The sequence below is a fragment of the Evansella halocellulosilytica genome (assembly GCF_002335745.1).
Taxonomy (GTDB): Bacteria; Bacillota; Bacilli; order Bacillales; family Salisediminibacteriaceae; genus Bacillus_CA; species Bacillus_CA halocellulosilytica.
Genome location: NZ_NIST01000001.1, coordinates 919288 through 940226, shown reverse-complemented (window position 1 = coordinate 940226; position 20939 = coordinate 919288). Strand labels below are relative to the sequence as shown.

The window sequence follows — 20939 nt, the reverse complement described above, 5'->3', positions numbered from 1 at the left end:
AAAACATGACGGCAAAGTGACAATATTGACACATTCAAAACGGCTGCCTTAATCGGCAGCCGTACTAATACTTTTCGAAAGTTCAATGGTGAAAATGGTTTCTTGATGATGAGACGTTAACTCAAACGGATGATCTAGCGTAATCAAAATTCTTTTGACTAAGTATAAACCTATTCCTGTTGCTTCACTTCTTTTCCGTCCTTTTGAACCTGTATAGAACAAATTGAATAAGCGATTGATCTCACTTTTTGGAATGGTTTCCCCTCTGTTATGAATCGATAACTGACCATCCCTGTAATAAATATGAACAGTAGAGTACTTCTCACCATATTTAATCGCATTACTAAGCAGTTGGAAGACAACTACTTTCATCCACTTTCGGTCTGAATAAAGAATAACTTCTTCCGCTATTGTCACCTTGGGAAATAGTTCTTCCTCAATAAAGTAATCTTTTAAATCATTAATAACCTCTTGTATTATTTTCTTTAGTGGCATCGCTTCAATTTTCAAATCAGATAATAATTGGGTAGAGCGGCTATAAGACAATAGTTGATTTAACGAAAAGTTTATTTTATCGCATTCGGCTTTTACTTTCTGCCATTCCAACGATTTGACATCGTTTATTTGATTCGATTGAACAAGCAATTGCATGACAGAAATAGGCGTCTTCATCTGATGCACCGCATGTGAAATAAGTAGCTGCTGTTCCTGTAAAAAATCTTGATACGTGTCCTGCTCTTTCAAGAGTAAGGAAGAAAATTCCTTTAATTGATTGGCATATGCTTTTTCTATTGGAGCATGAGGACGATAGACAAGAAAACCAGCTTGTTCCAAATTTTCTTTCTTTAAATGTGTATACATTTTTTTACGACGAAGATAGCGAATAAGAAGCAGAATAATTAATAAAGTGATGGCTAAAAAACTAAAATAGTAATAATGATTTTCAAAACCATCTAATTGTTCAATGATGAAAGGCAAGCAGATAAAAGTTATCAGATACAAAAGAATAAAGCTGAGATGATCCTTTATAAATAACTTCATTTGTCTTTCTCCATTAATTGGTAGCCAATTCCCCGAATGGTTTTTAGTTCTAAGGAGGATTGGATATTTTCTAGTTTTTTTCGTAATCTTCTGATATTCACTGTGAGTGTATTTTCTTCTACAAATCCTTCTTCATCCCATATAACAGAAAGCAGCTGCTGTCTTGTGACAACATTTGGAAAAGCCTCAAAAAACATATTACAAAGCTGGAGCTCTTTTACCGTCAATACTTCCTCCTGCCTCGGCGTAGATAAACGTACTGTGTCCAAATTTAAGATAGTATTACCCATTTGTAATATTCGTCGTTCTGCGTTTTTTGCATACTCTCCATAGGTACGTCGAATTTGTCCATTGATTTTTGCTAATACTACATCCATTACAAAAGGCTTAGTGATAAAATCATCTGCACCATTTTCAATACCATATATCTGGTCTAGTTCGCTCATTCGAGCAGACAGAATCATAATTGGACATGTGGATATCTGCCTTATTTTTCTTGACCAGTAATATCCATCAAAGCAAGGAAGGTTTATATCCATGATAACTAAATGCGGTTCTGTTTCTTGAAAAACATCCAGAACTCTTTTAAAATCTTCTATTGTGTGACACTCATATCCGTATTTTTTAAGACGATTTTTTAATGTATCAGTAATACTTATTTCATCCTCCACAATTAATATTCTATACATAAAATCCCCGCCTCTTTATTCTCAAAATTCATTAGACTAACATTACTCCCAGTCTAGTTCAACCCTTTTAATGAACATTATAAGAAAATTCAAGCCCAATTTCGAATCCCTTTACTACTATGTTTTGCTTTTGCTATGTTATTTCCCTAGGCTTCAAAGTAAGCTAATGACTTATTAGCCCAAGTGCCACTAGCATTGACAAGATTCATAAGCGAGTGATTATAGATTGTACTCCAATCTTTCCTTTAAATTCAGCGTAGCATTTAAGCGATAATCCTGATCTCCACGCTCCCGGTATTCCTTTTGAATTGCTCCAGGTGCTTTTTGCTTGACCTTCCCGTTAAACGTAGGGAATTTCCTTTCAACAATCCCTTTCAAATCTCCACAGTAAGCCGTAGTATTCTCAATTTTAATATTAAGATTATTATTTAAGTTGTCTTTAGATGGTACATCTCTAACTGTTAACCATGGTTTATAGTCAATACCTTCACCCTTTCGCCTTCCATCATTAATCCATTTTTCGATTTTTTTTGATGACGATCTATCTCTTTTTGCCACTGTTGTTAAATTAGAATAAAGTTTGCAGATACGCGTAAACACGTCCATCCCTTGCCATATCTAGCCTCAAAGGCATTACCCAACTTATTTCATGAGAATAAAGTTTGCTCATAGATTTGCCCCTTTTCAGCCGTATATGAACTCAATAATTAAAACAGATAAGAAAAAAGTTTGCTTAACCATAGAGTAGAGATTACCAAACAAAGAGAGTGTCCTAAACCTCATGAGAGCACCTTGCGGTGCCACCTGTACCATAACCGATTTCTTGCCTTCTGGTTGTTCTATGGTAATGCAGTGCTTTACTACCCTTGGAATACGGTATATTACCATGTTAATTAGTTATCAAGGGTGGGCATTAAATGATTTACACAATTGTATTGTTTATATTTGCTGGATTTGCAGAGATTGGTGGAGGTTATCTTATTTGGCTATGGTTAAGAGAAGGTAAGCCATTTTATTGGGGGGCTTTCGGAGGAATAGCCTTGGCGTTATATGGTGTTATTGCCACATTTCAAACATTTCCATCATTCGGTAGAGTATATGCTGCCTATGGAGGAGTATTTATTGTTCTTTCTGTATTGTGGGGATGGGGTATTGATAAAAGAACACCTGATTTATACGATTGGATAGGTGCTGGTATATGTTTAGTGGGTGTTTCAGTAATGTTATTTGCACCTCGCCAATAAAGTAAAAAGACAAGAATACATTGAAGGGTAAATCAACTAACGAAGGTTGTATCCCGAACCGTGTAGGTGTGAGTTTGAAAGAAGGTCTTGCGATGTCCACTATCCTCCTAAATCCCTTTTCCCTCTTGCTCTTTTTCATTTTTCTAAAATGGAACTAAGTTTTAATAAGTAGAGTTATGTATTTAGGAGACAGGCTTTTCTGTTTATTTTCACCTTTATCAAATAAAATAGAACCGAGAAGAGGTATCGTAGATACATCCCCGATTCGTTAGACTAATACATCAGACTCATACATAGTTGGCTCCCTCTTCCCCTGCCTTGTACAGTTATTTAATGTATAAGAGAGTTGTAAACTTGCAGATACAGATAATCCATTAGTATACCTTACGGTTTCCCTTGTACCACCACAATTCACCTACTTACCACGCGACCTATGCCTAATCATTTATTTATATATTTATTTATTTTTTTATGGGCGAGTGCTTCTATCCGAAGCATGTTATACACTTCTGGACGTGGGCTTCCCTTGATTGAGTTGGTTCCAATACTCTTCAGTGAGAGGGGAACGTCCCTTGTGCTGTACTTATGCAGGGATTATCCACCCCGAAAAGGGTAAGCCTGATCCTCTCTGGTAACCTCGTTACGACCACAGTTTTATATAAAAAAAGCCCTGTGATTATATACATACTAGGGATACACTCAGGGGCTCTGTATAAACTTTTTTCTTTATAAACAGATTTTTTCCCATACTTCAAACTTCAGTTTGGTTTGACACCCACATATAAAGAAGACTTTTTAAAAGGAATACCATAAACAACATGCATCCTTATCCATGATTTTTCTCCTTTGTTTGTGAAAAGTAATTCTCAAACCTTCTCCAAATAAAAAATGAGAAGAGGTATCGTAGATACGTTCCCGATTCGATAGTCTATTTATCAGACTCATACATAGACTGGTTCTCACTTCCCCTTTTTTGAAAAATCATTTTCAGATTGTAAGTGGGGGATAAGTGAGACTGACACTTTATAAACAGAAGTTATAGAGGAGACAATAGGACACCTTACGGTTCACCTATACATCCCATTTCCTTACTATATACCCGTATAGCACATGGCTGTCATACAGTAGTATCCCATACTCTGCACAAACCAAAACCCCCGGTATCTGATGGATTCCTCTTACATGACCAATTACTAATTATTTATATATATTTATTTTCTTGGGGGAAACCACTTGTAGCGCTTTTTACACGATACAGGGTGTGGGCACTTGTTCATTGAATTGCTTTCGGGTCTGTATATCTTTAGAGAGACATACGGACATCCCTTTTACCATACTTATTCAAGGATTACTCTCCCCGTAAGGGGACCCTCAATCCCTACAGGACACCTATACGGCAACAATTCCACATTAAAAAGCCCCGTTAATACATCCATATACTGGATATACTCACGGGGCTTTGTGCAAACTTTTTTCTTCTTAGGCAGACTTTTTTCTCATTCGGCAAACTTTATTTTGTTTTAACATAGATAATAACAATTGTTACGCATTCTAAAATAAATATCTATTTGACGTACATGTCCCATCTATAAGAAAAATGTAAGGGTAACCTACTTATTCAAAATCCTAGAGCAGAATATCTACCCAAATCTTAATTGAAGTACCAAAAATCAATAAGGATAGTATCCATTGCAGAAGTTTTGTATTTACCTTCTGACCCATTCTCGCACCTAATGGAGAGGCAATTAAACTCGCTATAACCATGATTAACGCAGGAACAAATTCTACCTGTCCAGTTGAGATTTTTCCAACTGTAGCCCCTATTGAAGATATGAACGTAATCGCTAAAGATGATGCTATCGTCACACGTGTCGGTAATTTTAAAATGACTAACATAATTGGAACTAATAGAAATGCTCCTGCCGCACCAACAATACCTGCTCCAACACCAACAATAAGAGCAAAAAACGCTGCAAGCCATTTATTGAATGAAACTTGGTCGGGCGGTATATCATCTCTCCCCTTTTTCGGAAGGAACATCATAATGGCTGCAAGTAATGCTAAAACACCATAAACGAGGTTAATAATTTCTCCAGACATCATTCTTGAACCATAACTTCCAATAAAACTTCCGATTAAAATACTAACACCCATGTAGATAATAAGGTTCTTATTTAAATACCCACCTTTACGATAGGCCCAAACTCCACCGATAGTTGCGAAGAATACTTGTATTGCACTTATCCCTGAAACTTCATGTGCACTAAATGCGGCTAAACCAAATAAAGGCGGGATATATAGTAACATTGGATATTTAATGATTGACCCACCTATGCCCACCATCCCTGATATATATGATCCAATAAATCCTATTAGAAAGATAGTTATGATAAACATAAAGTCCATACTTTTTCCTCCTATTATAGAAAAGGGAACCAAGTTGGTTCCCTTTTCTTTTATGATTTAACCTTTTTTAATCCAGAACTTTAGAACATCACCGTCTTCTGAATCTTTTAGTAATTCATGACCACCTGACTTCGCCCATGCAGCAAGGTCACTTTTTGCCCCTTTATCTGTTGCATGAATTTCTAAAATCTCGCCTAACTCTAGTTCATTGATCGCCTTTTTTGTTTTTACAATAGGCATTGGGCATGCTAAACCTTTTGCGTCTAGTACTTTTGCTATCTTCATGTTAAAATCCTCCTAATAAATTCTTATTTTCTCCTATCGAACGGCACAACGGTTTGGTCCGATTTCCATTTCACGTTGTTTTTCAACATCTGGACTGATTATACCCATGTTTGTTTCACGGATTTCTTGGTATGCATTTGGTTGTGGCGGTAAGTTTTCCGTCACTAATTTTCTAAATTCATTCTCGTCTTCAATGTTTAAACCATGGTTTTGTTCAAAGAGAGTGCCTAATTTTCCAGAAACACTACCATCTTTATTTAGTTCGTCAATGATCATAAAATGGGCTGGAAGAACAACAAGTTCTTCTGATAGTTCTCTATAACGTGTGTAAAGACTTTCTCTTAAATCGGCTACCCAATCTTCTGCCTTACCAGCCAAATCTGGTCTACCAATGGAATCAATGAATAAGATATCACCTGAAAGTAAATACTTTTCATCGACAACAAAAGACGTTGATCCAATGGTATGGCCCGGAGAATATAAAGCATGAATATTGATTGTTGTATTACCGATAGTTACATCGGTGCCACCTTCTAACGGTTGATACTCAAATGTAACTTCTGTTGCATCCTTCGGAGGCAACCAGTAGGTTGCGTTTATTTTTTCTGCAATTGCTCTACCGCCTGAAATGTGATCTGCATGTAAATGTGTATCAAATACATGTGTAATCGTTGCACCAATGTTTTCAGCAAACTTAGTATAGATATCAATCATTCTTGTTGCATCGATAATTGCTGCCTCACCATTTGAAACGACCATGTATGATAGACAACCTTTTCCAATACGAACAAATTGATACATCTCTCCGCCATCTTTTAAGTTCCCCACTTTAATAGGCTCTAAGTGTTCGCTCCATGCCTTCATACCACCTTTTAAGTAGGCTACATCTAACCCTTCTTCAGAAAGCATATCAGCAATCATGATAGATGAACCCTCTTTTGCACATACAACTAAAATGTCTTTGTCTGAAGGAAGTTTATCTAAAATACCTTCTACACCATCTAATAACTCAAAATATGGTACATTTAAGTAATTAAACTTTGCACCTTCAATTTTCCAATCATTAAAATCACTTTCATTCCGAACATCTAAAATAAATAATTCTTCTTGATTGATTACTTTTTGTGTCACTTCTCTTGAAGTCATTTCTCTTAAAGTCACCTTTAATACCCCCTATAGTATAGTTTTGGCTAAAAAAATATAAATTAATTAAAATGTTAATGTTACATCAGCATCTTTAGCAAATTCTAGGAACGTTACGGCTCCACCAACCTCAATTCCATCAATAAATGCATCTTTCTCTAATCCCATTACATCCATTGTCATTTGACACCCAATGAACATAACACCAATTTCTTTTGCCATGTTCACCAATTCTGGAATGGAAGGAACATTTGCTTTAGAAAAACCTTCTGCAAAATGTTCTTTTCCCTCTGGCATTGGAAGTTGTTTATATCCTTCCTTATGAATGAGGTTCAATCCTTCAAAGGTAAAGAAAATTGCCACTTCTTGATCTGTTGCCGCAGCGGCAGTCGCAATGTTAAATACTTTATACGCATCAAACAATCCACCATTACTTGCAATAATTGCTACCTTTTTTGCCATCTAAAATTCCTCCTAATTCTTTTTAAGTTAATTTAGTAAACTCATGAGAGTATTTGGATCAAATCCTAACACCCATTTGCCGTTGACTTCCGTTTGTGGAACTCCCAGTTGACCTGTTGCTGCCACTAATTTATTTGCAGCAGCAGGTTTTTTCTCTACATTCACTTCATTAAATGGAATATTGTTATCCTTCAGGAAATTCTTCATCATATCACAGTAAGGACAAGTTGAAGTCGTATAAACGGTAACGTTGTTTTTCATTCATTCTTCTCCTCCCTTTAAACAATTAATCTATTGCTTTTTTAGTTTGACCTTCCCAATTACTCATACCGGGTACAACGTTTACTACTTTCTTAAATCCTTTGTCAGTAAGTTTTTGTGCTGCTAGATCACTTCGATTTCCAGTTCGACACACTACATAAATTGGGGTTTCAGGATTTAATTCATCTAATCGATTCTCTAATTCACCAAGTGGAATCGATTTTGCCTTCGGAATGTGACTAAACACGTATTCAGCATGCTCCCTCACATCTAGCACAATCAAATCCTCTTTGGATGAAAGTTTTTGATCTAATTCATCGTTACTAATGACATGTGGATGTTTCTTTTCTAACTTTTCTTCTCCACTTTCTTTACGAAGATAATGCTTCAACACATCACCCTCTTCTACTGTCCCTAAATATTGATGACCTGAACTTTCTGACCATGCTTTAATATCTGCCTTTGAACCTTTATCCGTTGCTTGAACTTCTAGTACTTGACCAGCCTCTAGATTATTTATTGCTTTTTTAGTTTTTACAATAGGCATTGGACACGCTAATCCCTTTGCATCTAAAACAAAATCAGTTTTTATCATTTCCATGTTAAAACAACCTCCTGATTTAATTTACCCATTAGGGTATTAGTTTCTTTAAAAAAATTTATTCTATTGGACCTTCCCATGTTAGCATTCCACCAGACATGTTGATCACATTAAAACCGTGACTTTCAAGAAACTCTGTTGCTTGGGCACTTCGAGCACCAGAACGCCACACAATAATATATTCTTTGGGTTTTTCTAATTCATTCATACGAAATTCCAATAATCCAAGCGGAATGTTTACTGCTCCGGGAATTATACCTTGTGCAACTTCGTGGGTTTCACGAACATCAATTAGATTTAAACCTTCACTAAGTAAACCCTGAACTTGTGTTGTAGAATATTCTTTCATTAATAAAACCTCCTTATCCTCTCCAAGTACTTACTCCACCTTTTACATTTATTATTTTCTTAAACCCCATCTTCTTTAACACTTTACTAGCCTTTTTACTCCTCACTCCACTTTGGCAAATGACAACAACCTCATGGTTTTTATTCAACATATTTGCCTTCTTTGAGAGTTGTTGTAACGGAATATTTTTAAATCCTTGAATATGGTAACGACTAAATTCTCCTTGTGTACGCACATCAACGAATTGAGGATCCTTATTTTTCAATAACTCTTTTAATTCATTTGTATCAATTTGTTTTACCCCCTTAACCGGGATAAAACGTAGAATGATGAATATAACAACCATAGATATAATGATGACATCTACACTAAAGAAATCCATCGAACTCCTCCAAGTCTAATTGTCTATTAGATAAATAGATTGATATTGCCTTCCTCTGCGTCACCAATGTAAGCAGCAACTCCTGCGTAATCGAGTCCATCAATTAACTCATCCTTTTGTAATCCAAGGAGATCCATTGTCATAGTACATGCAATTAACTTCACATCTTGCTCCTGTGCCATTTCAATTAGTTGTGGAAGTGGCATAGCATTGTGCTTTTTCATGACATGTTTTATCATTTTTGGACCCATTCCCGCAAAGTTCATTTTAGAAAGTCCCATGTTATCAGCACCACGTGGCATCATTTTACCAAACATTTTTTCTAAAAATCCTTTTTTTACAGGTACTTGTTGATCTTTCCTAAGTGCGTTTAGTCCCCAGAATGTATGGAAAATGGTTACCTCATGATCATAAGCGGCTGCACCATTGGCGATAATATAGGCTGCCATCGCTTTATCATAATCCCCACTAAATAGAACAATCGTTGTTTTCTTTTTATGTGACATTGTAATTCCTCCTCGTTTATACTCAAAATACCCAAATGGGTATATTTTGTTGTATAAAAAAATTTAGCCTTTCTTGATCAAGAAGATAAGTACATCATTCTCTTCTCTATAATCAAGTAATTCATGTCCAGTAGATTTTGCCCAAGCCGTTAAGTCACTTTTAGCACCTTTATCTGTTGTATGAACTTCTAACACTTGACCTGATTCAATTTCATTTATTGCCTTCTTTGTCTTAACAATAGGCATCGGACACGCTAACCCTTTTGCGTCTAACACTTTTTCTACTCTCATTAATATTCCTCCTTAAATCCAATTACATATACCCGTATAGGTATATGGTATTCTAAATAAAAAAGGATGTCAACCTTTTTACTATCTGCTTTTTACAAGCATGTTAACAGCCTCTTTTACCAAATCATCACTATTTTCCCCATTTTCTTCTGCTTTTCTAACACACTCAATCAAATTGGTACTCACTAAAACTCCGATTGTACGGTCAATTGCTGTTCTACTAGCAGACAACTGAGTAATGATATCCTTGCAGTCTTTGCGTTCTTCCATCATCCGTAAGATACCTCTTATTTGACCTTCAATTCTTTTTAAACGATTCTTCGTCTGAACATCATATTCCATAGTGTCACCTCCATTTCTTTATAATATAAGCAAAATCCTTTTATTCAACGTTTCTAGCCATTGTAGAAACTAGGTTTGTGATTCGATAAACTCATTATATACCCCGATAGGTATATTGTCAACAAGACAATGTTTATTTTTCTACCTAACATCTAAACCTTAACAAAACTGCTCTATGTTATTACGATTGTAACTCTTATCACATATCTCTTCGCATAACGAATAACTGACTACTTTAAATCCTTTTTTGCGTAATATACGAGTTCCAATATTTTTCTCCAGAGCATTTGACGATATTAGGTGGATCGTTTGATAAGGAATATCCTCATAATATCTATTTAAATAACCAACTGGAATGTAAATTGCTTCTTTTATTGGTTGTTTATAGGTAACGTTATAATCCCTAATATCAATTATTATCCTACTACTATCCTTACTAATATCACTTATTTCAAGATATGACATACGCAGAACAGGAATGTATCTATTATATAAACCTATCAAGATAGGTATACCTAATAATATAAAAACAAAATTCATCAAGATACTCACACTCTCCCTTATTTGACAAGGAGCAATTAACAAGTCATATTTTATACCCTCTATAGTATATTGTCAATTAAAAAGGAGATATAAACTGGTTTTACATCTCCTTCATTTCTTATTTATTTCATACGATACTCTTATCAATGCACCCAATTAAACGGTGCTCGATATCCTTGGCAAGTTCCTTTATCTTATCGTCATTCACCATACTCACTAATGCTGTAGGCCTCGGCATACCAATTTTTGTTTTACCCTGATCAGAATAAACAACAATTTTACAAGGTAGAAAGTACCCAACCATCTGATTTTCACTAAGTATTCGTTGGGCTTCATGTGGATTGCATACTTCTAAGACTTTATAATCCTGATTAAATTCTAATCCCTTTTCTTGTAACTTTCCTTTAATATCAAATTCCCATAGCACACCAAACTTCTCTTCTTTTAAGGTTTCCTCCAATGAAGATATGGCTGTTTGGATATTATTCTTAGTTTCAACAGTATAATCAAATTGCATGACTTTTCCTCCTTATACATTGATAAAGGCTCCATAAACTGCTTCACTAAAATGAATAATTGAAGGCTCAACATCATTTTCAATTAAAATTTCTTTCATTTTACCTGAGGAGATCCTTTCATGTAATGGTGGTCCCATTTCCATTTCAATGGCTTCCCATTCAAGAATAAGTAGAGTTCCGTTTGGTCTTAGTATCCTTTTGAATTCTCCAAGAGCCTTTTTTAAATTAGGAATTTCATGTACTACGAAGGCGACAAGGGCCTTATTTACAAGGTCGTCATTCAACCGTATATCCTCTAGATCACTAATTACACATTGGATATTGCCAATTTTTTCAGAATTAGCATTTTCCCTTAAGAGGTTTAACATTTTTTCCTCAATATCAACAGCATAAACTTCCTGTTCAGTTGCCTTTGCTAATGGAATGGTAAAGAAACCATTACCTGCCCCTAAATCAGCAATTATATTTTCCTTTTTAACCTTTAATTCTTTTACGACTTGTTCAGGTGAAACCAATTCTCTACGTTTAGGATCTAATAACTTATCTGCTTTATCAGGTTTAAACCGATGTCCTGCCAATATCATCATACCTTTCCAAGAAGTATTACAAAGGATTATACATAAAAATAAAATTTTTTACGCTATAACTCACAGTAATCAAATAGGTATTAACAAGATTAAACATATGGAGTGATAAACCAATGAAGTTCCTAAAAGTCTTTCTGACTGAAAAATGCCCCAATTGCAAAAAGGCGTTAAACACTAAAAAATCAAGCATACTTAGTGCTTCTGTGATTAAATACTGCTCGGAAGGTCATTACCAAAAAGAATATCATCCATCTTTGGAGACATATATTGAAAGTAATAACGCTTCCTAAAATAGGATGTCAGTCCAAATTTTAATTGAAGTACCACCAATTAGTAATGCCAAAATCCATCTAAGGACTTTGGTATTTACTTTTTTCCCTGCTTGTGCACCAAGTGGCGCAGCAACCAAACTTGATATTACCATTATTAAAGCAGGAAAAAATAAGACCTGTCCCGTGGCAACCTTCCCTATAGTTGCCCCAATGGATGAAATAAAAGTTATTGCTAATGAAGATGCAATTGTTACACGTGAAGGTATTTTTAGAATGACCAACATGATTGGAACAAGAAGAAATGCTCCACCAGCCCCAACTATTCCTGCTCCAACTCCGACAATAAAAGCCAATAAGGATGCTAAACTCTTGTTAATTGGAATTTCATCATCCTTTCCCTCTCTACCTTTAGTGGGAATAAACATTAAAGCAACTGCACTGAGTGCTAAAATCCCATAAATGATATTGATTGCTTGCTCTTCCATCATTCTCGAACCAAAACCACCAATTAAACTTCCTATTAGTACACTGACTCCCATATAAATGATTAGTGACACATGTAAATACCCACTTTTTCTATAGGCTAAAATACCACCAATGGTAGCGAACAATACCTGTACTCCAGTTATTCCTGTTACTTCATGTGAACTAAACATACCAACGCCAACTAAGGGAGGAATATATAACAACATTGGGTAATTGATTATAGACCCACCAATACCAGCCACCCCAGATATAAAAGAACCAGTAAACCCGATTAGAAAAAGTGTAATTATCAACTGAACATCCATTGATTTATTCTCCAATTTATTTTGTTTAAGAATCAACTCCCTCTAGCGAATTGCGCAGCGATTTGGCCCTATTTCCATTTCACCCTGTTCCTCTTCTTGACGTTTTAAATTCCCCATATTAAGTTGCCTTATTTCTTCATACGCGTTTGGTTGTGGAGGTAAATTCTCTGTAACTGCTCTCCTAAACTCACTTTCGTCTGTTATTTTTAATCCATGGTTTTCTTTATATAACACACCTAATCTTTCAGATATACTTCCATCTTGGTTCATTTCATTTATACCCATATAATGTGCAGGAAGAACAACTAAATCGTCTGCTAATTCTTTATAAGTACCATACAGGGTATTTCTTAAGTCACCGACCCAGTCCTCTGCTTTACCTGCTAAATCTGGACGCCCAATAGAATCTACAAACAATATGTCCCCGGTCAATAAATATGCATTATCAATAATAAATGAGGTACTTCCAATTGTATGCCCCGGAGAGTATACTGCCTTAACTTTTGAGTTACCAACTGTTATTTCATCCCCATCATTGATTGGGTTAAATTCAAACACTACTTCCCCTGCATCCTTCGGGGGGAGATAGTATGCTGCTCCTAACTTATTTGCTAACTGCCTTCCCCCTGAAATATGATCAGCATGAAGGTGGGTGTCAAAAACATGTGTTAGTTCTATAGAATGATTCGTTAGAAATTCTTCGTAAGTATCTGTCATTCGATTAGTATCAACCAATGCACCTTTTCCATCAGAAATAATAAGATAGGAAAGACACCCCTTTCCAATACGTACAAATTGATAAAGAGCCCCACCGTTATTTAATTCTCCAACTTTAATCGGCTCCAAATGTTCACTCCATGCCCTCATCCCACCTTCAATCGAATAGATATTATCATATCCTTTTTGAACGATTTTCTCTGCAGCCATTAAAGAAGATTTACCCTTTGCACAAATAACATATAATTTTTCTCCTTTCGGTACTTTTTCCATTATAATTTTTTTCCTTTCAAATTGATCCTTAGTTCTTGGCCAATGCAATTCAAACCAGCGTATTGTGTTATTTCTTGCTTCTCTTCTTGAACTTAATTGTTCTTTAAAAGTTTCAAGATATTTTATCGTGTTTTCTTTCTCGCTCATATCAGTTGACCGATTTATATAAATAAGGTATTTTCCGCTATTCGTATGGTAATATGGTTGGACATTACCGCCCACAATCACTGGTTTAATTAGTTCCTTATCAATACATTCCTTTTGAATAACTTGATTATCTACAACAAATGCTTTATCGTTTCCACTTGCTACCCCAACCGATAAATAATCGACAATTTCACCCAAGGGTTCCTTGCCATTTTTCACATGCAGTATTAAGTCAATCAAATCATTATTTAAAAATAACAGTTTATTCCCGTCGATTTTTTTGAAATTTCCTTGTTCTACATTCAACTGACTGTAATTTTTGTTTCTTAGTGCCTCTTCTTTATTGGAATTGCCTTCTAAATGGCTAATATCTATCATTTGAGTACTTATTCTATCCTTTGAATTTTCCACATGGAAAATAATCGTAGGGTAGGAATTATCATCAAAAACCCTTTCGCCTAAAGAAACTACAGTTTTTAAATTAAAATTGTCTAACAGATATGTTCTACATTTTGTATACTCATACTGTGCCAGTAGCGAATCAGGGACGATAAAACTTAAAAAGTTTCCACTCTTTTTTGTTGCCCTCGAAATAAAATAATTGTACACATCGGGTGTTCTCATATGGACATCATTATATTTCCTCATATAGTATTTTTTTTGATCAATTGTTATCTTAGAACCATACGGTGGGTTTCCTACTACATAATCGTAATCCCTGTCCCAGAACTCACAAATTTTAATTAAATCCTCTGCTCGTTCCCACCCAATTACTTCTTCTACATTTTCACCTTTAATATTTGTATAAGTATTTTCAATTAAAATACTACCACTTTGTTCTATTTGCTTTTTTAATGTACGCCATTCAATATCTTCTTCCCACATGATAAGACTATCGCATTCAATAATATTTAGTTCATCAGTTATAAAGTTATCTAAATCTTTAAGAAGTAAATTAATAGTTGTCAATTGTAAGGCAAAGGCGTCAATATCTGAACCAAATATACAATGTTTCAATATATGATAATGAAGGTACTTTTCTGTCCAATAATCTTTGCCTACTACTACTTTAGTATCAACGCCATATTTAACATAATATTTGATATCCTTATATTTCACTGGTAGATCGTCCAAACTTTCTTCAAACTTTTTCCGAAGAATATCATAAGCCATTATTAAAAAGTGACCCGACCCACATGAAGGATCTAAAACGCTTACGAAAGGGGTATCCAAAACGTTTGCCTTAGACACCGTATTATTCAATATATATTCGATAATATAATCAGGCGTATAAAATTGACCAAGACCTTTCCTAGTCTCTCTATCCATAAATTTCTCATAAACATCACCTAAAACATTATCCGATGATTTACCAAAATCGTATCTAGAGGTATCTAAGGTTTCAATAATTTTCTTTAGCACTTTTTCAAATAGATCATAAGGTAATTCTTCATATTTCTTATGGTTTAGGAAATAATGTTCTAACTCGTGACTTTTTGGAATTAACCAATCATACTTATCCTCTTTGTATAACTGAATATTATTATAAGACCTATTCATATCTTTAAAAGCAAATTTAACAAGTTCCGACAAGGTATAATTCGAAACAAGGTTTGACCATTTTTGCAAACCAAGCATAGACAATTTTTGTCCTATATTTGGGTTAACCTTCTCTCCCATCACTTTATCTTCTTCGTTTAACATGAATCCTTTATCTTCGCAAATTCGTATAAATAATATCTTATTTAATAACGTATAAGCAGACCTATGAAAAAATTGTTTATTCCACGACTTTTTATCTCCATCCTTTGATATATTATTACTGACATATTCTTCATTTATCATAATTTTAAATTCATTTTCGTTACTGTATTTATATTCAAATATTTTTTCATAGATAAACACAATTTCGTTATGTAAAGTTTTTAAATCATTGATTAACTGATCCTTATTTATCATTTCTAAACACCTCTATTCCTCTAACCCAACTTGACTTAATAAAAATTTAATAATAGGAGAAGGCAGAAAAAAACCACTCAAATCTTTTCTTTTATCGACATTATATAATTTGTCAATAACTGTTAATGTTGTACTTTCATCTAAAGTACTAAAATCATACTTCGCTAATTTTGGTATGTATTTTGTGAGTATGTTTCTACCATTACTACTAAATACTTCCCTATCATAAATTGTCTCCTCAAATATCGCTCCCAAATCCTTTTCTCTTTTGACATCATTCACAGCAATTTCGTATAATAAATCGTAATCTTTTCTATAGTTTTTACTGATTTCATGCCACTTCGTTAAACCCTGTTTATTAAGTTTTTCTTTTACCCTCCCCATTGATTCTTCGACCATACGAATCAAGAAATACTTAAACACTATATGTAAAGCGGCTTTTTCATTAAAAAATTCCTTAAACCTTTCTTGACTATAGCGCCCCTTAAATTCTTCTCTATATTTTTCAATATTTGTTTGTTTTACAATATTAATTAAATCTTGTTTAAATAAAGTGATATCGTCTAAAAATTGCTCCTGATTAGCCACTATATCCATAAGAAAACCTCCACGAAAATAAAATCCATCTTTTTTCCTATTTTAACATAGGGAATCATTATATGTACTTGTTTTAAATAAAATAACGACTATAATATGGCAATTGTCAAGACGTTTTCTTATATGACTAAATTATTTAAAACCGGATTATTGATTTCACCTTTTTATTTACTAACTGTTAAACAACTATACGCTTGTTAAACTTAATCTGGTTCTGTCATTTGTTCGTTCAGCCTATCTACGAAAAAATTCTTATTTACTTAACATTCTTTTCTCTTTTGGTAGTCAATTATCTCCTTTATATAATTAAGTTCTTCCAAATTGCAGTAATATTTATGTCCATCTTCTACAGAAATCTGCACTGGGTAATGTTCGGTTGATTTGTCCACTTTAACATCAATAATCCCGTTAACACCCGAATGAACAATGTCACAAATATCCTCAACATAAAAGTTTCTAAGGATCATTATCAAATCCCTCTTACTAAGAATGAATTCTTCTATATCTCGACCATCATAAAGTTCTAATAGAACCGTATTGCCTGTTGCATAGGTTATCGTTACCCTAGTTGCACCATTATAAAAATCATTAATTTCGATTAATTCTTCTACACTTAATTTAAGCAATATTTCCACCTCCCTTTACCGTTTACTTCTTTATTGAAGCGATGATTACTGCATTTTCAACAAAAATTTTATCGACATATTTGGAAATTCAAGTAATTAAAAAGACAAGGATTTCACTCCTTGTCTTTTTCCAAATAAATAGGATTCAATTTTTCAACCAGTTTTAAACACTCGAAAATCGCATCATCAACTAGAATATACTCGCTCAAAATAGTATCTATATTTTGCTTAAGATTTTCAAAGGTTTCAAAAACATTGTCTCTAATCTCTGTATTGAAAACTTCGGGTAAAGAATTCTCTTTATTAACCTTTGCTAGCCTTTTGTCGAACACAAATAAAAAGTACTGATATTGAGCGATCCCCTTGTACTGCTTCCAGTTGATTTTTTTAAAGCGTGTAATAATAAATTGATAATCTTCGTGATGGAATTCAACAATTTCATTCTCCATTAGTTTTCTTGAGTGATTTGTTTGCTGCAAGTGTATCTCCTCCATTATCTTATGAAAATTTATACATGACGACTCTTCAAGATAATGAAGTAAAAACCTTGATTTTTTGGGGCGGAAATTCAAGAATAGAACTTAATGGTTAAGGTAACTATTTCATGCCTAATGTTGATTTCCAGTGGCTGTTTACCCCTGATTTTTAGGTGATATCCCTACGGTAAAAGTAATAATAACTATACTCGATTTTAAAATCTGCTATCTCAATCCCGATTGGCTATGCATATTAATGTAAAAAAAGAAGAATGATAGGATCCCTATTATTCTTCTTTTTTTCAATATATTCTAATCAAAAGTTATAATCTCTTCTGTTCTTAAATTAATTGCCCAGTCATATGCATTGTTATTGTAGTTATACACTATTATTTCAGGGTGATAATGCTCTATTATTCTACCTAAACTAAAACCTAGTGACACAGGTGTTGTAGCAAATAAATGAACCTTATTAACACCATTCTCTTTTAATTTTGATAGCAATTCTAAAAACTTTTTTTGATATAAATCAATTTGAGCATAATTAGTAATATTCCAGCGGTCAGGATTTTCTAGACCTAATGATATCACTTGTGAGGTACCAGATACATTTTTTATACCTTCATCTATTATTGAAAATGATTGTTCTATTTTTAGTGCAACCTCATTGTCATACTTAATTTGTGAATTATAATTACTAACTATTTTCATATCAGTGTTATACTTTCTTTTTAGTTCATAAAATCCCTTTCCAAGACACTCAAAGTCCTCTCCTTGATATTCGTAAAGAATTGCGTCATCCGTGCTCTTAAAGTGATATCCGTCTAAAAAAGCAAGTGGTACATGGGGAAACCCTAGGTATATAAGTGAGTTAGAGTTTTTACTACGCTTTATTGCTGTCTTCATTTTGGATTTTTTCTCTTTTAGTATTTTCTGAAGTTCTGCATCATTAATGCTTCCATCTACTTTAAACTTTTTTAGAAAGTTATGTGTTATATATAAACATCCCTGTTCTTGATACTCTCTCTTTACACTAGTAAAGTTGGCCTCTTTCTTCGTAAACGTAGCCAACATAATGAATTCCCTTTTCATAAAGCACAAAACATGATTAATAACCCAGTTATATGCGATTTGTAGCCAACCCCATTTTTTGTACAAGATTATACTAGAAAAAATTAATATAAGTAGCATTATTATCGAAGTGATAGGGTCATTTTGTATAAGTGTAAATAACTCTTTAATTGAATTTATTACTTTCATTATATGCTCCTTTATATACTAATACTATGTCTCCATTTTCACGGCTGCCGACCCAAACCTTATAAGTGTTTATACCACCAATAATAAACACTAAATAATCAGAAAATGTTTTTGACTTGCTTAATAATTTTTTCCAATTTCTAAGATCCTGACGTGAATAGTGAGGGTCTATTTCAGGATGAGTATGCCATTCCCCCATATACATTACAGTTTTATTGCTTTCCTCCCACTTCTGTTGCAATAAGGCGTTATGACTCTTTTCCCTTCGTATAAACCTATACCTTGATTGGTAGTCCCCTTTTTGAGGAAAAGTGTAGTCTTTAATTATAATATCGTTACTGTTTGTTAAAATCGAACCTATTAACATTCCTCCTGATTCCTTATCAGTCGGGCCTTCTTGTCGCATTCCTTTAATTACTTGAATAACTTGTTGTTCGATTTCGATTGCAACATTTTCATATTCAGCGCTTATCATCTTTATAAGCCTCATCCTTAAGTTTCGAGCAGACTTTACAACTAGTATTAATATATTCATAGTCATCCTGATTCAAAATATCTCTTGATTGCTTATATCGCTCCGAAGTCATAAAACCACTCTCTTCAAATAATTTTGAGGAACCCTTCCATGAAACAAGAGGATTTCCTTTAATATCATTCTCTAAAAATCTAAAAACTAACCTCGAAGCAAGCAATGCTGTTTCCATAGAATCAATACTTCCGTAAGGTGTAAAAGAACCTGCACAACCATTCATATTTTTGATAAATGGTACATCACTCTTACCAGCAAAAGATGAATACAACCTTAATTCAGTATCTATTAAACATTCATAACAGCCTTTTCCTCCGTTGTTAACTACAAGTGCATGTCCACCTATTCCATATGCTTCGACCCAAGTGAAAATTGCAGGAGTTGATGACTTTAAAATAAGTTTATTTAGTCTTCTTTCTATATTTGGATCGCCAATTGCTACTAATATCAAATCAAAATCATTTAGTTCTATTTCTCCATTTTCAATTGTATCTAGTACTTCATTTTCAATTGTTTGAATGTGTACATTAGGGTACCTGTTTTCAAATTCTTCTTTTAAAAGTTTAACTTTTGGTTTACTCTCAATAGATTTATTCATACCGAGAAAATGTCGATATGAGTTTTCGATTTTCATTTTATCATCGTCTATCAAGGTAAAATGTTTTATTCCAGACCGTGCTAACATAAATAATAAATCACTACCCACAGATCCACAGCCTACTAATAAAGCGTTAAGAGGCTTCCTTACCCCACCGCCTCTTTCTATTAATGTGGTATCATCATTTCTAAAGACAAACAAAGGTGTTACTTTAAAATCATCACTAATGCTCTCATCTATAAGCGGAATTACTTTTTTTGAAAGAGAATGATTTACCTTTTCGTACCATAACCCAATAATTGTTTGGTCTCCTGTCAATAATGGAATTCTTAGCAAATAAAAGTACCTTTTTTTATTCATTGAAAACTTTGCTATCTTCAATAATGTATCGTCAGATATATGATTTCTAATAATATTTGTTATTTCTTCATTACTCCAAAATCGATCAAATTGGGGAACCTTGCCCTTGTAGGTATAGTCTAATGGAATATAATTTGCTTTTACCAGATTACGAGAATTGATATTCGCATTTAATAACTTACCTAATAAAGACCTAGACTCCGCATCGTCTGTTAGAAAGGCAAACGGTTTACCTCCCATTGCCAAAACAGAAATTTCCTTTGGTTCATCTTCAGGAGTGTATACTGAAAAAACAGGTTCTGTCTTTTCTAAGGTTCCAAAATAATAACTAAATTCTCTATGATATTCTATTTGCGGCGAATTTGATATTAATACCCGTTCAACTCTATCAAAAACAAAATCAAGTGTTCTTTCCGGAACATCGCTCCATATGACACCCTCTTTATCCAAAAAGCAAACAAGTCCACTACTCATAACGTGTGGGATGTCAGGAATATTATGGTACTTTTCATTAATATGAACAATTGGTAATTGTGTTGGAAACAATGGACTAAAAGTTATCGTTAGTGGAATTTGATAACCATTTCTCAATTCAAAAAAAAGTTCATAATGATATGGTTCAACTGCTATAACCTTCTCCAAATATTCTTTTTCTTGTAGTAACTCTTGAACATCAATGTTCAT

The 20939-nt window shown here is 33.9% G+C and carries 24 protein-coding genes and 3 pseudogenes; 1 reads left to right on the top strand and 26 read right to left on the bottom strand.

The window, feature by feature from the left end; genetic code table 11:
* Positions 1-48: 48 nt before the first annotated feature.
* The 3 genes and pseudogenes from CD001_RS04390 to CD001_RS27225 form a co-directional block, all read right to left on the bottom strand.
* A complete protein-coding gene (locus tag CD001_RS04390; RefSeq protein WP_096186356.1) occupies positions 49-1041 on the bottom strand; it encodes a sensor histidine kinase in 993 nt (330 codons plus the stop codon).
* Complete coding sequence (locus CD001_RS04385) at positions 1038-1730, bottom strand: response regulator transcription factor (protein WP_096186355.1); 693 nt, start codon at positions 1728-1730, stop codon at positions 1038-1040. The genes CD001_RS04390 and CD001_RS04385 overlap by 4 nt, the downstream gene beginning before the upstream one ends.
* A 240-nt stretch (positions 1731-1970) precedes the next feature.
* Positions 1971-2174, bottom strand: a pseudogene (locus CD001_RS27225) (Mu transposase C-terminal domain-containing protein); the annotation flags it as partial.
* 473 nt (positions 2175-2647) lie between these two features.
* Here CD001_RS27225 and CD001_RS04375 point away from each other — a divergent pair.
* Positions 2648-2974 carry a YnfA family protein gene (locus CD001_RS04375; RefSeq protein ID WP_096186321.1) on the top strand — a complete coding sequence of 109 codons (327 nt, stop codon included), beginning with the start codon at positions 2648-2650 and terminating at the stop codon, positions 2972-2974.
* A 1626-nt stretch (positions 2975-4600) separates the two neighbouring features.
* On the opposite strand, the gene CD001_RS04370 is transcribed toward CD001_RS04375, so the two are convergent.
* From CD001_RS04370 to CD001_RS04265, 23 genes and pseudogenes are all read right to left on the bottom strand, one after another.
* Positions 4601-5380 (bottom strand): sulfite exporter TauE/SafE family protein, encoded by a 780-nt coding sequence (locus CD001_RS04370; RefSeq protein ID WP_096186354.1) that lies wholly within the window; start codon positions 5378-5380, stop codon positions 4601-4603.
* A 57-nt stretch (positions 5381-5437) separates the two neighbouring features.
* Positions 5438-5665: a sulfurtransferase TusA family protein gene (locus CD001_RS04365; RefSeq protein ID WP_096186353.1), complete on the bottom strand. Its 228-nt coding sequence runs from the start codon at positions 5663-5665 to the stop codon at positions 5438-5440.
* Between the two features lie 33 nt (positions 5666-5698).
* Positions 5699-6811, bottom strand: coding sequence for an MBL fold metallo-hydrolase (locus CD001_RS04360; RefSeq protein ID WP_407081135.1), 1113 nt, complete (start codon positions 6809-6811; stop codon positions 5699-5701).
* A 63-nt stretch (positions 6812-6874) separates the two neighbouring features.
* Complete coding sequence (locus tag CD001_RS04355; protein ID WP_096186351.1) at positions 6875-7270, bottom strand: DsrE/DsrF/DrsH-like family protein; 396 nt, start codon at positions 7268-7270, stop codon at positions 6875-6877.
* 27 nt (positions 7271-7297) lie between these two features.
* Positions 7298-7531 (bottom strand): glutaredoxin family protein, encoded by a 234-nt coding sequence (locus CD001_RS04350; protein WP_096186350.1) that lies wholly within the window; start codon positions 7529-7531, stop codon positions 7298-7300.
* A 25-nt stretch (positions 7532-7556) separates the two neighbouring features.
* Positions 7557-8132: a sulfurtransferase TusA family protein gene (locus tag CD001_RS04345; RefSeq protein WP_096186349.1), complete on the bottom strand. Its 576-nt coding sequence runs from the start codon at positions 8130-8132 to the stop codon at positions 7557-7559.
* Positions 8133-8190: 58 nt separating this feature from the next.
* Positions 8191-8481: a rhodanese-like domain-containing protein gene (locus CD001_RS04340; RefSeq protein WP_096186348.1), complete on the bottom strand. Its 291-nt coding sequence runs from the start codon at positions 8479-8481 to the stop codon at positions 8191-8193.
* Positions 8482-8494: 13 nt separating this feature from the next.
* Positions 8495-8863: a rhodanese-like domain-containing protein gene (locus CD001_RS04335; protein WP_096186347.1), complete on the bottom strand. Its 369-nt coding sequence runs from the start codon at positions 8861-8863 to the stop codon at positions 8495-8497.
* A 26-nt stretch (positions 8864-8889) separates the two neighbouring features.
* A complete protein-coding gene (locus CD001_RS04330; protein ID WP_096186346.1) occupies positions 8890-9369 on the bottom strand; it encodes a DsrE/DsrF/DrsH-like family protein in 480 nt (159 codons plus the stop codon).
* Positions 9370-9432: 63 nt separating this feature from the next.
* Positions 9433-9660, bottom strand: a complete 228-nt coding sequence (locus CD001_RS04325; protein WP_096186345.1) for a sulfurtransferase TusA family protein — start codon at positions 9658-9660, stop codon at positions 9433-9435.
* Positions 9661-9741: 81 nt separating this feature from the next.
* Complete coding sequence (locus CD001_RS04320; protein ID WP_096186344.1) at positions 9742-10002, bottom strand: metal-sensitive transcriptional regulator; 261 nt, start codon at positions 10000-10002, stop codon at positions 9742-9744.
* Positions 10003-10161: 159 nt separating this feature from the next.
* The gene (locus CD001_RS04315; RefSeq protein ID WP_096186343.1) at positions 10162-10545 is read right to left on the bottom strand and encodes a rhodanese-like domain-containing protein; all 384 of its coding nucleotides are present in this window, start codon (positions 10543-10545) and stop codon (positions 10162-10164) included.
* Between the two features lie 127 nt (positions 10546-10672).
* Positions 10673-11062 carry a DUF302 domain-containing protein gene (locus CD001_RS04310; protein WP_096186342.1) on the bottom strand — a complete coding sequence of 130 codons (390 nt, stop codon included), beginning with the start codon at positions 11060-11062 and terminating at the stop codon, positions 10673-10675.
* Between the two features lie 12 nt (positions 11063-11074).
* Complete coding sequence (locus tag CD001_RS04305; protein ID WP_096190483.1) at positions 11075-11641, bottom strand: class I SAM-dependent methyltransferase; 567 nt, start codon at positions 11639-11641, stop codon at positions 11075-11077.
* 295 nt (positions 11642-11936) lie between these two features.
* Positions 11937-12713 (bottom strand): sulfite exporter TauE/SafE family protein, encoded by a 777-nt coding sequence (locus tag CD001_RS04300; RefSeq protein WP_096186341.1) that lies wholly within the window; start codon positions 12711-12713, stop codon positions 11937-11939.
* A 42-nt stretch (positions 12714-12755) separates the two neighbouring features.
* Positions 12756-13730, bottom strand: a pseudogene (locus CD001_RS26780) (MBL fold metallo-hydrolase); the annotation flags it as partial.
* A gap of 432 nt (positions 13731-14162) precedes the next feature.
* Positions 14163-15410: pseudogene (locus CD001_RS26775) on the bottom strand (HsdM family class I SAM-dependent methyltransferase); the annotation flags it as partial.
* A 411-nt stretch (positions 15411-15821) separates the two neighbouring features.
* A complete protein-coding gene (locus CD001_RS04290; protein ID WP_096186339.1) occupies positions 15822-16406 on the bottom strand; it encodes a hypothetical protein in 585 nt (194 codons plus the stop codon).
* A gap of 260 nt (positions 16407-16666) precedes the next feature.
* Positions 16667-17032 carry a hypothetical protein gene (locus CD001_RS04285; RefSeq protein ID WP_096186338.1) on the bottom strand — a complete coding sequence of 122 codons (366 nt, stop codon included), beginning with the start codon at positions 17030-17032 and terminating at the stop codon, positions 16667-16669.
* A gap of 113 nt (positions 17033-17145) precedes the next feature.
* Positions 17146-17511 carry a hypothetical protein gene (locus tag CD001_RS04280; protein WP_096186337.1) on the bottom strand — a complete coding sequence of 122 codons (366 nt, stop codon included), beginning with the start codon at positions 17509-17511 and terminating at the stop codon, positions 17146-17148.
* Positions 17512-17820: 309 nt separating this feature from the next.
* The gene (locus CD001_RS04275; protein ID WP_096186336.1) at positions 17821-18768 is read right to left on the bottom strand and encodes an SAVED domain-containing protein; all 948 of its coding nucleotides are present in this window, start codon (positions 18766-18768) and stop codon (positions 17821-17823) included.
* Entirely contained in the window at positions 18746-19243 is a 498-nt protein-coding gene (locus CD001_RS04270; RefSeq protein WP_179298596.1) for a Mov34/MPN/PAD-1 family protein, read from the bottom strand. The genes CD001_RS04275 and CD001_RS04270 overlap by 23 nt, the downstream gene beginning before the upstream one ends.
* Positions 19230-20939 carry a ThiF family adenylyltransferase gene (locus tag CD001_RS04265; RefSeq protein WP_096186334.1) on the bottom strand — a complete coding sequence of 570 codons (1710 nt, stop codon included), beginning with the start codon at positions 20937-20939 and terminating at the stop codon, positions 19230-19232. The genes CD001_RS04270 and CD001_RS04265 overlap by 14 nt, the downstream gene beginning before the upstream one ends.